Annotated in this window: 14 protein-coding genes; 12 read left to right on the top strand and 2 right to left on the bottom strand. The window is 34.9% G+C overall.

Annotation, left to right across the window (positions count from 1 at the left end; translation table 11 throughout):
- Positions 1-3 precede the first annotated feature (3 nt).
- Positions 4-885, bottom strand: coding sequence for an ornithine carbamoyltransferase (gene argF / locus M9C83_04855; GenBank protein URQ65988.1), 882 nt, complete (start codon positions 883-885; stop codon positions 4-6).
- Between the two features lie 90 nt (positions 886-975).
- On the opposite strand from argF, the gene M9C83_04850 reads away from it, so the two are divergent.
- A complete protein-coding gene (locus tag M9C83_04850; GenBank protein URQ65987.1) occupies positions 976-2163 on the top strand; it encodes a phosphoglycerate dehydrogenase in 1188 nt (395 codons plus the stop codon).
- Positions 2164-2536: 373 nt separating this feature from the next.
- Positions 2537-3223, top strand: a complete 687-nt coding sequence (ung, locus tag M9C83_04845; protein ID URQ65986.1) for a uracil-DNA glycosylase — start codon at positions 2537-2539, stop codon at positions 3221-3223.
- A 5-nt stretch (positions 3224-3228) separates the two neighbouring features.
- Here ung and M9C83_04840 read toward each other — a convergent pair whose 3' ends face one another.
- On the bottom strand, positions 3229-4062 hold the full coding sequence (locus M9C83_04840) for a hypothetical protein (GenBank protein ID URQ65985.1): 834 nt from the start codon (positions 4060-4062) through the stop codon (positions 3229-3231).
- Positions 4063-4085: 23 nt separating this feature from the next.
- On the opposite strand from M9C83_04840, the gene M9C83_04835 reads away from it, so the two are divergent.
- The 10 genes from M9C83_04835 to recO are packed head-to-tail and all read left to right on the top strand — an operon-like array spanning position 4086 to position 13054.
- Entirely contained in the window at positions 4086-4349 is a 264-nt protein-coding gene (locus tag M9C83_04835) for a succinate dehydrogenase assembly factor 2 (protein ID URQ65984.1), read from the top strand.
- Positions 4346-5266, top strand: a complete 921-nt coding sequence (locus M9C83_04830) for a glucokinase (protein ID URQ65983.1) — start codon at positions 4346-4348, stop codon at positions 5264-5266. Before M9C83_04835 ends, M9C83_04830 begins: the two co-directional genes overlap by 4 nt.
- Positions 5267-5309: 43 nt before the next feature.
- Positions 5310-5918: a sigma-70 family RNA polymerase sigma factor gene (locus M9C83_04825; protein URQ65982.1), complete on the top strand. Its 609-nt coding sequence runs from the start codon at positions 5310-5312 to the stop codon at positions 5916-5918.
- Complete coding sequence (locus M9C83_04820) at positions 5915-6604, top strand: sigma-E factor negative regulatory protein (GenBank protein URQ65981.1); 690 nt, start codon at positions 5915-5917, stop codon at positions 6602-6604. Before M9C83_04825 ends, M9C83_04820 begins: the two co-directional genes overlap by 4 nt.
- A gap of 6 nt (positions 6605-6610) precedes the next feature.
- On the top strand, positions 6611-7999 hold the full coding sequence (locus M9C83_04815) for a DegQ family serine endoprotease (protein URQ65980.1): 1389 nt from the start codon (positions 6611-6613) through the stop codon (positions 7997-7999).
- Between the two features lie 34 nt (positions 8000-8033).
- Positions 8034-9818, top strand: a complete 1785-nt coding sequence (gene lepA, locus M9C83_04810) for a translation elongation factor 4 (protein ID URQ65979.1) — start codon at positions 8034-8036, stop codon at positions 9816-9818.
- Between the two features lie 4 nt (positions 9819-9822).
- Entirely contained in the window at positions 9823-10803 is a 981-nt protein-coding gene (gene lepB / locus M9C83_04805) for a signal peptidase I (protein ID URQ65978.1), read from the top strand.
- Positions 10800-11462: a ribonuclease III gene (gene rnc, locus M9C83_04800; protein URQ65977.1), complete on the top strand. Its 663-nt coding sequence runs from the start codon at positions 10800-10802 to the stop codon at positions 11460-11462. Before lepB ends, rnc begins: the two co-directional genes overlap by 4 nt.
- Positions 11452-12348 (top strand): GTPase Era, encoded by an 897-nt coding sequence (era, locus tag M9C83_04795; protein URQ65976.1) that lies wholly within the window; start codon positions 11452-11454, stop codon positions 12346-12348. The genes rnc and era overlap by 11 nt, the downstream gene beginning before the upstream one ends.
- Positions 12338-13054 (top strand): DNA repair protein RecO, encoded by a 717-nt coding sequence (recO, locus tag M9C83_04790; protein URQ65975.1) that lies wholly within the window; start codon positions 12338-12340, stop codon positions 13052-13054. Before era ends, recO begins: the two co-directional genes overlap by 11 nt.
- Position 13055: the final 1 nt, after the last annotated feature.

Raw genomic sequence — 13055 nt, 5'->3', positions numbered from 1 at the left:
TAATCAATTTAAAAGCTCGACCAAAAGACCCTTTTGAGCATGAAGTCTATTTTCTGCTTGCCTCCAGACAAGACTCCTAGGATCTTCTAGTAACTTATGAGAAATTTCTTGACCTCTTATAGCAGGAAGGCAATGCAAAAAAACAACATCCGAATTGGCATGGTCAAGTATCTCTTCATTAACTTGGTAGTCAGAAAATAATTTTTCTCTTTCATCTGCCTCTCTTTCATCTCCCATAGACACCCAAACATCAGTAGAGACCAAGTCACTGGCTTCTACGGCCTTAGATATAGATTGAGTAAAAGATACATTTTTATAGTTCTTCATGTCTTCAGGACAAAATTCTTTAGGGCAGGCAATACTAAGTTCAAAATTTAATAACTCTGCGGCCTGAGCATAACTAAAGCATACATTATTGAAATCTCCACACCACGCAACTTTTTTCCCTTCTATTGATCCTTTTTCTTCACAAAAAGTTAGTAAATCCGCCAATAATTGACATGGATGAGATCTGTCACTCAAACCGTTAATTATTGGAATTGATGAATTTTCAGCAAACTTTATTTGAGTTTCATGTTCCAGTGTTCTGAGAACGATGCCGTCTACCATAGAACTTAAAACTTTCGATGTGTCCTCAATAGGTTCACCTCGTCCCATTTGCAAATCATTCACCGAAAGAAAGGATGCTCTGCCACCAAGTTGTGCCATTGCAACTTCAAACGAAACTCTAGTTCTAGTAGAAGATTTTTCAAATATAAGACTTAGGAATTTACCCTCTAAAATTTTTAAGTTTTTCCCTTTGGACTTCATTTCGAGAGAATTGCTTAAGATTCTATCAATATCGTCTTTAGAAAAATTATTAAGGTCTAGAAAATGTTTATTCATATTATTAAAAAGGAGCGCGACTATATAGATAATCGATCATTTAAGCAATTAATGGTAAGCTTCGCGGCCTTAAAAATAAAGCTAACTATTATGCAAAAATATTCAGTGAAACCATTAAGCAACATTGCCAAAATAGGTTTGGAACAGTTAGAGGGTACTTCCTGCTTTCTTGAAGAGAATTCTGAAGCTCCCGATGGAGTGCTTGTCAGGAGCACAAAAATGTCTTGTGATGATCTAACTGCTAATTTAAAGGCAATATCAAGAGCTGGAGCAGGAGTGAATAATATTCCTGTTGAAAAATGTACTGAAGAGGGGATAGTTGTTTTTAACACCCCTGGTGCTAATGCAAATGCCGTTAAGGAGTTAGTGCTAGCTGGTCTAATGTTGTCATCCAGAAATGTCTACGCAAGCATAGACTTTGTGAATAAACTTACCGAAATGGATGATATGGCTGAACTCGAGCCTTTTTTAGAGAATAATAAGAAACAATTTAAAGGAAACGAATTAGCCGGTTCTACTTTAGGGGTAGTAGGACTGGGAGCAATTGGTTCTAAAGTAGCTCGAATGGGTGTTTCTCTTGAAATGAAAGTTGTTGGTTATGACCCAGCTATTTCAGTTGAGGCGGCCTGGAAACTTCCAAGTCAAATTCAACCAGTAGGTTCATTAGAAGAATTATTTAGAATCAGTGATTACATTTCAATTCATATTCCTGCTCTTTCGACTACAAAAGGGATCATTAATAAGGATTTATTCAAAGAAGCTAGTGAATTGTCCTTGCTCAATTTTGCTAGGCATGAGGTTGTGAATACTGTGGATGTATCGGAATTTCTAGACAAGGGAAATTTAAGAAATTTTATTACAGATTTCCCTACCCCAGAATTAATTAAAAGAGCTAATGAAAAAAAAGATGTGATCCTGCTTCCTCATATCGGAGCGAGCACTGCTCAAGCCGAAGAAAATTGTGCAGTCATGGCGGTAAACCAAATGACAGACTTTCTTGAAACTGGAAATATTAAAAATTCTGTAAATTTTCCTAATGTCCAACTTAAACGAACTACTGAACACCGAATTAGCATAATTAATAAAAATGTACCTGCCATGATTGGACAAATTGCTACCGCTCTGGGGAAGTTAAATTTAAATATAGCCGAGATGACCAACGTTAGTCGTGGCGATATTGCATACAACTTGATAGACATAGAGAATGCAGTGGATGAAAAATCCATTTCCTCACTAAAAAGTATAGAAAATGTAATTGATGTTAGACTTATACTTTAAATATCTAAGTCATTGTTTTAAATAATAATATACATATCTCCAAAAATAATTCGCGATCCTGTATGCACTAATTAAAAATTACGCACAGTTTTTGATCATTTTATATTTTCTGCTCTTACTTGAACTATTAACTTTCAGAAAAGTCTAGAAACTTTTAAAAAAAATTATTAAGATATTGATTTTATTCATTTTTTTGTAGTTTTCATGAATTTTGTTTGAATTTTGCACAATCTGCTGAAATCTCCTTTTCATTTCACTTAAGAAAACTAAGATAAAGTTATCCTAAGAGTTATCCACAGAAATTGTGGATAAAAAAAGTTTAAATTTATAGAACCATTTAAAAAAATTTAATTAATCATCATAATGTAAATTAATGACCTTAAAGAAAAGACCAGCTATGCATACTTCATGGTTTGAAGCTCTTCAATCAGAGTTTAGTGAAGAATATATGGAGAATTTAAGAAATTTTTTGAAAGAGAAACAGTCTAATAATGAAGTTATTTATCCGCCCATGAAAAAAATTTTCAATTGCTTAGAAATAACACCTGTTGATTCAGTTAAATTAGTTATATTAGGACAAGATCCATATCATGGAATCGGGCAGGCAAATGGGCTTGCATTCTCCGTAGAGAGGGGAATGACATTGCCACCGTCGCTAGTTAATATCTTTAAAGAAATCAAATCAGATTTAAGTCTAGAACCACCTAAACATGGTGATTTATCTTTTTGGGGTCATCAAGGTGTGCTGCTACTAAACTCTGTTTTAACTGTTGGAAAAGGAAGTCCTGGCTCTCATGCAGGGCAGGGGTGGGAAATTTTTACAGATGAAATCATCAAAGTATTAAATCGTAAGGAAAATTTAGTATTTTTGCTCTGGGGCAATTATGCTCAAAAAAAGGGGTTAAATATAGATTCTAAAATCCATAAAGTTCTCAAAGCCCCTCATCCTTCACCGCTATCTGCTCATAAAGGATTTTTCGGTTGTAGGCATTTTTCTCAAGCAAACGCTTACTTAGAAAATAATGGGAAGTTACCGATTCTATGGACAGAAGAAAATTAAAATGCCTAAAAATCTAGATCTTGACCAGAATAGTTTTTATTCATAGATAGTAGGCATTGATAGTTATTTTCAGCTTTTGTGCATGATAAAATTAACCCTACTACCTTATTATCTTTGTCATAAACTTTCATAAAGTTCTCAACTTCTTTATTTGTCGATTTAACTAGTATCTCAGGCAATTTTTTTGCTCTGTAATGCATTCGTGCAACAATTTCTTGACCGGTATAACAACCTTTCTCAAAATCAATTCTGCTAGTAAGGTGATATCCCAGCTCATGAGGAGTGAATTTATTTATCACTTTAGACGTTATTTCGAAGTTTTGATTAATTATTTCATCCAACTCCCAGGCTAATTTATCCTTTGAAATATTGTAACCTTTGAATTCTTCTGATTCTATGAAACCTATCAGATGGTATTTTTTCTCTAGATAGTGCAATCTAAAAAAAGAATCATAATTTTGTGATGTAAAATCTAACTTTGATTCTGGAAAATCGCTTTTTAAGCAACTCTCTTCAATTGCATAAAATTTGATATCTTTTCTAAGCGCCAGAGAACAATCATAAAAAGGTTGATATTTTTCAAGGATAGTTTTAGTAGTTTCTAATGCTTTCGTCTCACCTACCAGAAAGAAAGAATCATTCTCTTTTACATTTTTGGATGTAATAAAAGAGCTCACAACTCTACCTTTAATATCGCAAATAGATCCCATAACACAATTATCCACAGAGACTTTTTCCATATCGGATGTTATTTGTCCCTGAAGAAGCTCAAATGAACCTTTGCCATTTATTTGAAGTATGCTCAAATATTCAAGTTTTATTAGCTCTTTTCCTTTCATATAACTATTATAAGGGAATTATTTTGAATGAATTAAAGAAAAAAATTTTGTGGCAATGTAGAAGGGGACTCTGGGAGCTTGATGCGATATTCATACCTTTTGTCGAAAATAATTTTGATTACCTTGAAGAAGATGAAATAACTAATTTCCAAAGACTATTAGAATATGAGGATATTGAAATATTTGATATTTTGGTGAATAAGAAGTCATTTGAGGACACAAGTCTTCAACCTATCGTAAAAAAAATATTAACTTTTCATGATCTTAATCTAGGTACCTCATCTTGATACTTATCGCAGATTTGGGAGCAACAAATGCTAGGTTTTGTGTGACCAAGGATGGTCTTAAATACAGCAATAAAGCTAATTACCAGATCAATCAATTCGATTCCGTGGAAGAGCTTTGTCTTGCATATCTTGAAGGTAAAGGTTTAAAGGATATAAATAAGGCGGTCATTGGTGCTGCTGCCCCTATTTTGGGGGATAAAGTTTCATTCGTTAATACTAGTCTTGAATTCAGTATAAAAAATCTCGAAAACAAGCTCTTTTCAGGTGGGCTGATTGTCGTTAATGATCTTGAACTGCAGGCTTATGCGCTCTTTAATTTAAAAGCTGGAGATTTATCCTATATAGGAGAAAAAAAATTGACAGAAGGACCAAAGATCCTTGTTGCTCCAGGAACAGGCTTGGGCTTAGCTGGAATTTTGGGAGAGACTGTTATAGCGACTGAAGCAGGTCACATAAATATCTCTGATAAACACTTAAGGCCTGATTTGAGAGCGATAATAGATAGATTTACTAAAGAGAATTATCGAGCTCCAACGTATGAAGACTTCTTATCTGGCAAGGGAATAACTTATTTTTATGAAACCTTATCAGGCAAAACAAACCAGCAGCTCAGTAGTGAAGAGATTTTATTAGCAAGAGGAGATAAATATAGCCTTCAAACTATCGATGTATTGAATTATTTGTTGTCTTCTTATCTGAGATATATGGCCCTTGTGTGGGGTTCTCTTGGGGGAGTTTTGTTATCAGGATCAATCGTAAATTCTCTTTTGTTAGAAGAAGATTACCAAGAATTTAGAAATACTTTTGAAGACAGTGAAACTATGAGAGATTTTATGAGAACAGTACCTTTAGCGATAGTTCTAATAGAAGAAATAGGCTTTGTAGGGGGATTAGAATTATCAAAGAAATTGCAATAGGCGAGAACTTTAACGTTAAGATATAGTCTATAGGGATATTATTATGAAAATTTCAAACAAAGATCTAGATTTAGGCTTAGTTAAAAGGGTTAAGGCCGGGGATTATCAGGCCTTTGATTTGTTGGTTTTGAAATATCAATCTAGATTAATATCTACTGCCTTTAAGTTCGTTAAAGATCTGCAAATTGCTGAAGATCTCGTTCAAGATTCATTCATCAAATCTTTCAAATCCATTGGTTCTTTTAGGGAAGATAGTACATTTTATACTTGGATTTATAGGATTACCGTTAACACGTCAAAAAACTATTTAGTCTCTAAAAAGAGAAAAGATGAACTTTTGCAAACTGATATCTCTAAAGAAGAAAATCATGTCATAGAACCAATAGATAAAGACACACCAGAAGATTTTTTTTATGCTAATCAGCTGCATAAAATAATTATTGAAAGCCTTAATCGGCTGGGTGAGGACACTAAAACGGCGCTAACCTTAAGAGAATTTGATGGCTTAAGTTATGAGCAAATTGCTGAAGTAGTGAATTGCCCTGTGGGGACGGTTAGGTCTAGAATCTTTAGAGGTAGAGAGGTTATCGATGATGCAATTAAAGAATATAGAAATGGTCATCAGCCCACACATGCGGAGATAAACTCATGATTGAAAATAAAATTATGAAAGAAAAAATTTCTGCATTAGCAGATGGTGAACTGTCTGATTTCGAAACAAGAAGAATATTATCTGAAATATCATCTAATCCTGAATATAGAGAATTCTGGAAAAATATTCATCAAGGCAAAGAAGCTCTAAAGAATGAAGAATCAGAATTCTTAGATATCGATATTTCCGATAAGGTTTCTTTTGAGTTGGACAAGCTTCAACCTAAATTCCCAGAACAGATTAAAAAACATAAATACCCTCATGCAAGCTATATAGCCGCGTCAATCTTCGGATTTTGTGCAGTGATTATCTATTCCTTAACCCCACCCTCTGTTGAATCCTTCTCTGACACAGCTTCACAAAGAATAGTGGATGCAATTGAAAGCCCTCAAGCAATAGAAGTTCTGAATAATTCTGTTTCTGGGTTGGGTATTTTGCAAGACTACAAGTCAAATCAAAAAGGAGCTTTGGCAAATTACAGGGTTCCTAATTCAGATAAAACCTTCAAAGTAAGTTTGTATCCAATTAAAGAAGTCAATAAAATAGGCGCAGGTGAAGCTACTAGAATCTCTTATATCAAATCTAAGAATGGAATTTATGTAGTTTCTGTAAGTGGGAACATTTCTACAGAAAAGAAGAATCAAATTCTACAGAATGCAAATTTTTTTGCTGAGAAAATAAATTAATTAAATATGACAAAATACAGATTATTTTTGGTATCTATTCTCGTATCTTTTTTTGTAGTACTAGAATCAAAAGAATTACCGAATTTTTCAAATTTGGCAGAGAAAGCATCCCCTGCCGTGGTCAACATAACAAGCTCGAGGACGGTCAAAGAGAGAAATACTTATGGACGTGGATTTGGAGATCCCAGATATGACGAGTTTTTTGAAAGGTTTTTTGGTCAACAGCCTAGACCTTCTATGCCTAGAGAAAATGCAAGACCGGTAGTATCTACTGGATCGGGATTCATAATATCGGAAGATGGATACTTACTTACTAACAATCATGTCGTTGAAGATGCAGATGTAATTACGGTTAGTCTTGGAGATAGAAGAGAATATAAGGCAGAGGTTATAGGAGCTGATGAACGATCAGATGTAGCACTTCTTAAAATAGATGCTGAAAATCTTCCGATTTTAGAGATTGGCAAATCAAAAGAACTCAAAGTAGGTGAATGGGTGGTTGCAATAGGTTCGCCTTTTCAATTAAGGTTTTCTGTGACTTCAGGCATTGTTAGTGCAAAAGGAAGAAGCATACCCAATGGGTCAGACTCTACATACGTTCCTTTTATCCAAACAGATGTTGCAATTAATCCAGGAAATTCGGGAGGTCCATTATTTAACTTAGAAGGAGAAGTGGTTGGAATAAACTCACAAATCTATACTAGGTCAGGAGGCTACATGGGGGTATCTTTCGCAATACCAATCGACTACGCAATGGATGTGGCTGACCAATTAAAAGAGAAAGGTTATGTGGCAAGAGGTTGGCTCGGAGTAAGCATTCAAGAGATCACCAGCGAGCTTGCAGAGGCTTTAGATATGAAAGTGCCAAAAGGAGCCTTGGTTTCGCAAATAATTGAAGATAGTCCTGCTGAAAAATCAGGCTTAAAAGAAGAGGATGTAATTCTATTCTTTGATGGAGAGGAAATATTTTATTCTTCAGATTTACCCTTAACTGTCGGTGCAATAAGACCCGATACGGAAGTAAATGCCATGGTCTTAAGAGATGGTAAGAAGAAAACTATTAAGGTCACTGTGGGTGAGCTTCCTAAAGATCCATCGATAGCATTTAATGAGACTGAACAAAATACTCTTGGGTTGGTTGTAGAAAATCAAGTTAATGAAGGCCAAAGATCATTTATCGAAGGTGTTCTGGTGACAAATGTTGATCCAGAGGGTGTAGCTTACATTTCAGGTATAAGAAAAGGGGATATTATTTATTCCCTAGCCAGGATAAAAATCAAGAATGTTAACGAATTCAAAGATGTCCTGTCTGATCTTGACATAGATCGAAGTACAACAATTGGTGTTTCAAGAAACGGAAATAAGAGAATTCTCAGTTTAAATTTGTCAAAATAGTAGCTTTAGCTAAATTATAGTTAAGCTATTACCGATGAATATTAGAAATTTCTCAATAATCGCCCATATCGATCATGGGAAATCTACCTTAGCAGATAGAATAATAGAGTTATGTGGTGGTTTGTCTCAAAGAGAAATGACCTCTCAAGTGCTTGATACCCTTGAATTAGAACAGGAAAGAGGCATCACAATAAAATCCCAAACTGTAAATCTTCAATACACTGCTGAAGATGGTGAGATTTACCAGTTCAACCTCATTGATACCCCTGGACATGTTGATTTTGCCTACGAAGTTTCAAGATCATTATCAGCCTGCGAAGGTGCAATACTTCTAGTTGATGCCTCACAAGGAGTTGAAGCTCAAACTCTTTCCACATGTTATAACGCGGTAGAGGAAGGCTTAACAATTATTCCTGTATTAAATAAAATTGATCTGGCGCAGTCAGATCCCGAGAAAATTAAAAAGGAATTAGAGGAAATTATTGGTGTTGATGCATCTGATGCACCAGCAATAAGTGCTAAGAACGGTACTGGTATTAGAGATGTCCTAGAGCAAGTCGTCAAATTAGTTCCCGCACCAGAGGTATTAATCGAAGAGCCGTTACAGGCCTCAATTATCGATTCTTGGTTTGATAACTATCTAGGAGTTGTTTCTCTAGTGAGGGTTGTTAAAGGAAAAATAGAAAAGGGTGAGAAAATCGAGATTTTTTCTAGAAAGGAAACACACACAGTAGACAAAATTGGAGTTTTTACTCCCAAGATAACTGATCTGCAAGAGTTAAACTCTGGTCAAGTAGGATTTATATGCGCAAGCATTAAAGAGATAAGAGGTGCTCCAGTTGGCGATACAATTATAAAGGCCAATTCAGGAACGGCTAATTTAGAAGGCTTTCAGGAAGTTAATCCTCAAGTTTATGCAGCTTTGTTCCCGCAAGACTCTGACGATTTTGAAGCTTTTAGAGAGGCTTTAGAAAAGTTATGTTTAAACGATGCATCACTTCAATACGAACCAGAACACTCTGAAGCTTTGGGTGCTGGCTTTAGATGCGGATTTTTGGGGACTCTACATATGGAGATTATCTCGGAGAGACTCAATCGGGAGTACGGAATGGACCTCATAGCTACAGCACCAACTGTCGCTTATGAAGTAGTTACTACAGATCAGCAAGTAAGACGTGTTGAAAATCCGAGTGCATTACCAGAGACCTCAAAAATCAAAACAATATTAGAACCTATTGCTAGAGCAAATATCCTTGTTCCCGATACTTACATTGGCTCTGTTATGAAGCTTTGTAATGATAGGCGTGGAAAACAAATTAATATGAGGTATGTAGGCGGTCAAGTGGAGCTAGTTTATGATCTACCTTTAAGCGAAATTGTTGTTGATTTTTTTGATAGATTAAAGTCTGTAAGTAGAGGTTATGCTTCCCTAGATTACAGTCTTGATAGATATGAGGAGTCTGATGTTATAAAGTTAGATATATTGCTTAATGGCGATAAAGTAGATGCCCTCGCATATATGGCTCACAGGACTGTAGCTAATCTTAAGGGTAAACAATTTACAGAGGCTTTGAAAGAAGTGATTCCAAGACAACAGTTCGATGTTGCAATCCAGGCAGCAATAGGAGCAAAAATTGTATCTAGGCAGACTGTCAAAGCCTATCGGAAAGATGTAACTGCAAAACTTTACGGTGGTGATGTGACAAGAAAGATGAAGTTGCAAAAAAAACAAAAAGAAGGAAAAAAGAGAATGAAAAATATAGGGAGGGTTGAAGTTCCTCAGGATGCTTTTCTATCTGTTCTGAAAGTACAAGATTGATATTATGAATGCAGCTCTATCACTTCTTATTTTGACTGAATTAGTTTTATTCTTTTTATGGGTGTCTTTCGCTAAGAAAGATAAGAAGAAATCCAAAGACTTGATTAGCGGCATGATGTTTTTGGTCGCTTTAGTGATTCTTTACCAAGTATTTAAATTAAATCTAGATTTTGGTTTAGTTTTATCCTTTGCAACTTTATTTGCAGCAGTTTCTTGGTTGTTTGGAAAAGTAATATCATTAAAAGAATTACAAGTAGAGGGAAGATCTTATTTTTTAATACTATTAGCTATAACTTGTATCAGGTCATTTGCTTATGAGCCCTATCAAATACCTAGCAGATCTATGGTTCCAGGATTGCAAGTTGGAGACTTTGTATTAGTAAATAAACATGCATATGGACTAAAATTCCCTGGCACCAATGTTCTTTTAACCGATTTGAGTCCTCCCAAAAGAAATGATGTTGCAGTTTTTATACCTCCACATACTTTATGTGATACGACTCCAACAGATGCTCGTCCTGATTTATCAAAACTGTCAACAGCAGAAAGCCAGTTATTCTTAAATAAATTTACTAATCTCCAGAAAAATAGATGTACCTCTCAGGGTGTTAAATTTGTCAAGAGAGTGATAGGAATTCCAGGAGATATGGTTGAAATTAAGGGCTACGAAATTTTAATTAATGGAAATAAAGTAGATCAGAAACTCTTAACTTCAAGCTCGGAAGAAAACCTCATTGAAGAGACTATTGACGAAGGGGTACATATCATTCGAACTTTAGGATTAAGTGACTATGCCCAGCATAAATGGACAGTGCCTGAAGGGAGCTATTTGGCTATTGGAGATAATAGAGACAATAGCTTAGATAGCAGAGCATGGGGTTATTTTTCAGAAGATTATTTGGTAGGAAGAGCAGATTTCATCTGGATGCATTGGGCCTCGTTCTCTTCTCTTCCAAGTCTATCACGTAATCAGCAGATTCGATGATGGATAATATTTCTTCTAATCTCGGCTACGTCTTTAGAAATAAAAGGTTAATCGAATTAGCCCTTACTCACAAAAGTTTCTCTTTAGAAAATAATGAACGGTTAGAATTTCTTGGAGATGCAATACTGAATCTTTATGTTTCCGAAAAGCTTTATGCTTCTTATGAAGATCTGAATGAAGGCAAATTAACTCGATTTAAGGCAAGCATTGTAAGCAGAGATAATTTAAATTTAGTTGCACTTAATCTAGAAATTGGAGAAGGAATTAAGTTAGGAAAAGGAGAAAAACTGGAAGGAAACTCAATTTTAGGCAACACTCTTGAGGCTTTAATAGGAGCAGTTTTTCTCGACTCAAACTTTAATGAGACAAAGCAAGTACTAGATAATTTGTTTAGTCATAATTTTAAAGAACTCAACAGAATTGACGAACTGAAAGACCCTAAATCCTGTCTGCAGGAGCTTATACAAAAAAAATACAAATCACTTCCAAGATATTCGTCCAAAGAGAACACTACATCAAGTTACAAAATCAGATTTGAAGCTACATGTTATGTAGATGAAGCCAAACTTAGATCAAATGGTACTGCTAAGACAAGGAAAGGAGCTGAGCTAGAGGCAGCTGCAATTATGCTTAAGATGTTGGAAGATAATGATTCCTAATAGCAAGTCAGGTTATGTTTCCATAGTTGGCAAAACCAATGCTGGAAAATCTACCCTTTTGAATAAGATTCTTGGCCAAAAGATTGCAATCACTTCAAGAAAACCCCAAACCACAAGACATAGATTTTTAGGAATCAAGACAGAGAAAAAGAATCAAATCATATTCGTAGACACACCTGGTTTTCACTCTGGCCAAAAGAGAGCACTCAATAGGTATATGAACAAAGTAGCTGCTAATGCTATGAGAGGTGTAGACATTGTTCTATACGTAGTTGATAGCCTGAAATGGGGAGATGATGATGTCAGTAGAGTTCAGTCTATTTCTGGAGAAACTATTATTATCTTAGTCATTAATAAGGTTGATAAAATTAAAGATAAAAATCTTCTCTTACCCTTTATTGAAGCACGTAGTCAAGATGATATTTTTGGTCATATCATTCCTATATCCGCATTGAAGGGTTTGGGGATTGAAAATTTATTGACCTCTATATGCAAAAATTTACCAGAAGGAGTTCATATGTTTCCTGTGGATCAGGTTACGGATATATCCGAAAAGTTTTTAGCAAGTGAAATAATAAGAGAAAAATGCATAAACCGGTTAGGAGATGAACTCCCCTATAGAATAAGTGTTTCAATTGAGAGGTTCTCTGAATTAGAAAAAATCACTCATATTGACTCTACTATCTTTGTAGAAAAACAAAGTCAAAAAGGAATGTTGATAGGTAAATCTGGTTCACAACTTAAAGCAATTGGAACAGCTTCTAGAAAAGAATTGGAAAAAGTATTGGATACTAAGGTTATGTTAAAGACTTGGGTTAAAGTAAAAAGTGGCTGGTCTGATAACGAATCATTGCTACCCTCCATGGGATATGATCTTGATAAATAAAGTTTCTCTAGAGCCTGCATTTGTCTTGCATACAAGGCCATATCAAGAAACAAGCATCCTAGTTGATTTTTTTACAAGATCTTACGGAAGGTTAAACGCCATTGCTAAGGGGGCAAAAAGACCCAAGAGCCGTTTACGAAGTGTTTTGACTCCTGCTTCTAAGTTGTCAGTTAGCCTATCCGGAAAGAGCGAATTAAAAACTTTATCCTCAGTAGAAATAATTGATCACTTTGAATTAAATAACGGAGTCGCATTCAATTCTATTATCTATGTAAATGAGTTAATTATTAAAGCAACTGAAAAAGAAGATCCTCATGTGGTTATATTTGATGATTATGAAATTTTATTAAAGAAACTTTCAAATCAATCTGATCAAGTTGATTTCGAACAAAATCTGAGGAATTTCGAACTCAATCTACTTCAAGAAATGGGTTACGGCATAGATTTGAGTAGAGATGCAGAGACAAACAAGAAAATAGAAGAAGGATTTTTTTATAGATTCTATCCTGATAAAGGATTTGCTATTGATAAGGCTAATATAGCTTCTCAAAAGTCATTTTCTGGACTTGATATTATCAATTTTAAAAAAGGTAATTTTGAAAAAAAGGAAACAAGAGATTCCTCAAAGATTATAATGAGAATGGCATTAGACTTTCATCTGGGAAGTAAGACTCTAAACATTAGAAAATATTTAACCAAGAACTAAA

The organism is SAR86 cluster bacterium, from assembly GCA_023703575.1.
Taxonomy (GTDB): Bacteria; Pseudomonadota; Gammaproteobacteria; order Magnimaribacterales; family Magnimaribacteraceae; genus Magnimaribacter.
The sequence above is the reverse complement of the archived record's forward strand: the minus strand, read 5'-3'. Positions and strand labels throughout refer to the sequence as shown.

Bases quoted from the DNA above. Each gene is read 5' to 3' on its own strand.
- argF (URQ65988.1), bottom strand. From the start codon at position 885: ATGAATAAACATTTTCTAGACCTTAATAATTTTTCTAAAGACGATATT.
- M9C83_04850 (URQ65987.1), top strand. From the start codon at position 976: ATGCAAAAATATTCAGTGAAACCATTAAGCAACATTGCCAAAATAGGT.
- ung (URQ65986.1), top strand. From the start codon at position 2,537: ATGACCTTAAAGAAAAGACCAGCTATGCATACTTCATGGTTTGAAGCT.
- M9C83_04840 (URQ65985.1), bottom strand. From the start codon at position 4,062: ATGAAAGGAAAAGAGCTAATAAAACTTGAATATTTGAGCATACTTCAA.
- M9C83_04825 (URQ65982.1), top strand. From the start codon at position 5,310: ATGAAAATTTCAAACAAAGATCTAGATTTAGGCTTAGTTAAAAGGGTT.
- M9C83_04820 (URQ65981.1), top strand. From the start codon at position 5,915: ATGATTGAAAATAAAATTATGAAAGAAAAAATTTCTGCATTAGCAGAT.
- M9C83_04815 (URQ65980.1), top strand. From the start codon at position 6,611: ATGACAAAATACAGATTATTTTTGGTATCTATTCTCGTATCTTTTTTT.
- lepA (URQ65979.1), top strand. From the start codon at position 8,034: ATGAATATTAGAAATTTCTCAATAATCGCCCATATCGATCATGGGAAA.
- lepB (URQ65978.1), top strand. From the start codon at position 9,823: ATGAATGCAGCTCTATCACTTCTTATTTTGACTGAATTAGTTTTATTC.
- rnc (URQ65977.1), top strand. From the start codon at position 10,800: ATGATGGATAATATTTCTTCTAATCTCGGCTACGTCTTTAGAAATAAA.
- era (URQ65976.1), top strand. From the start codon at position 11,452: ATGATTCCTAATAGCAAGTCAGGTTATGTTTCCATAGTTGGCAAAACC.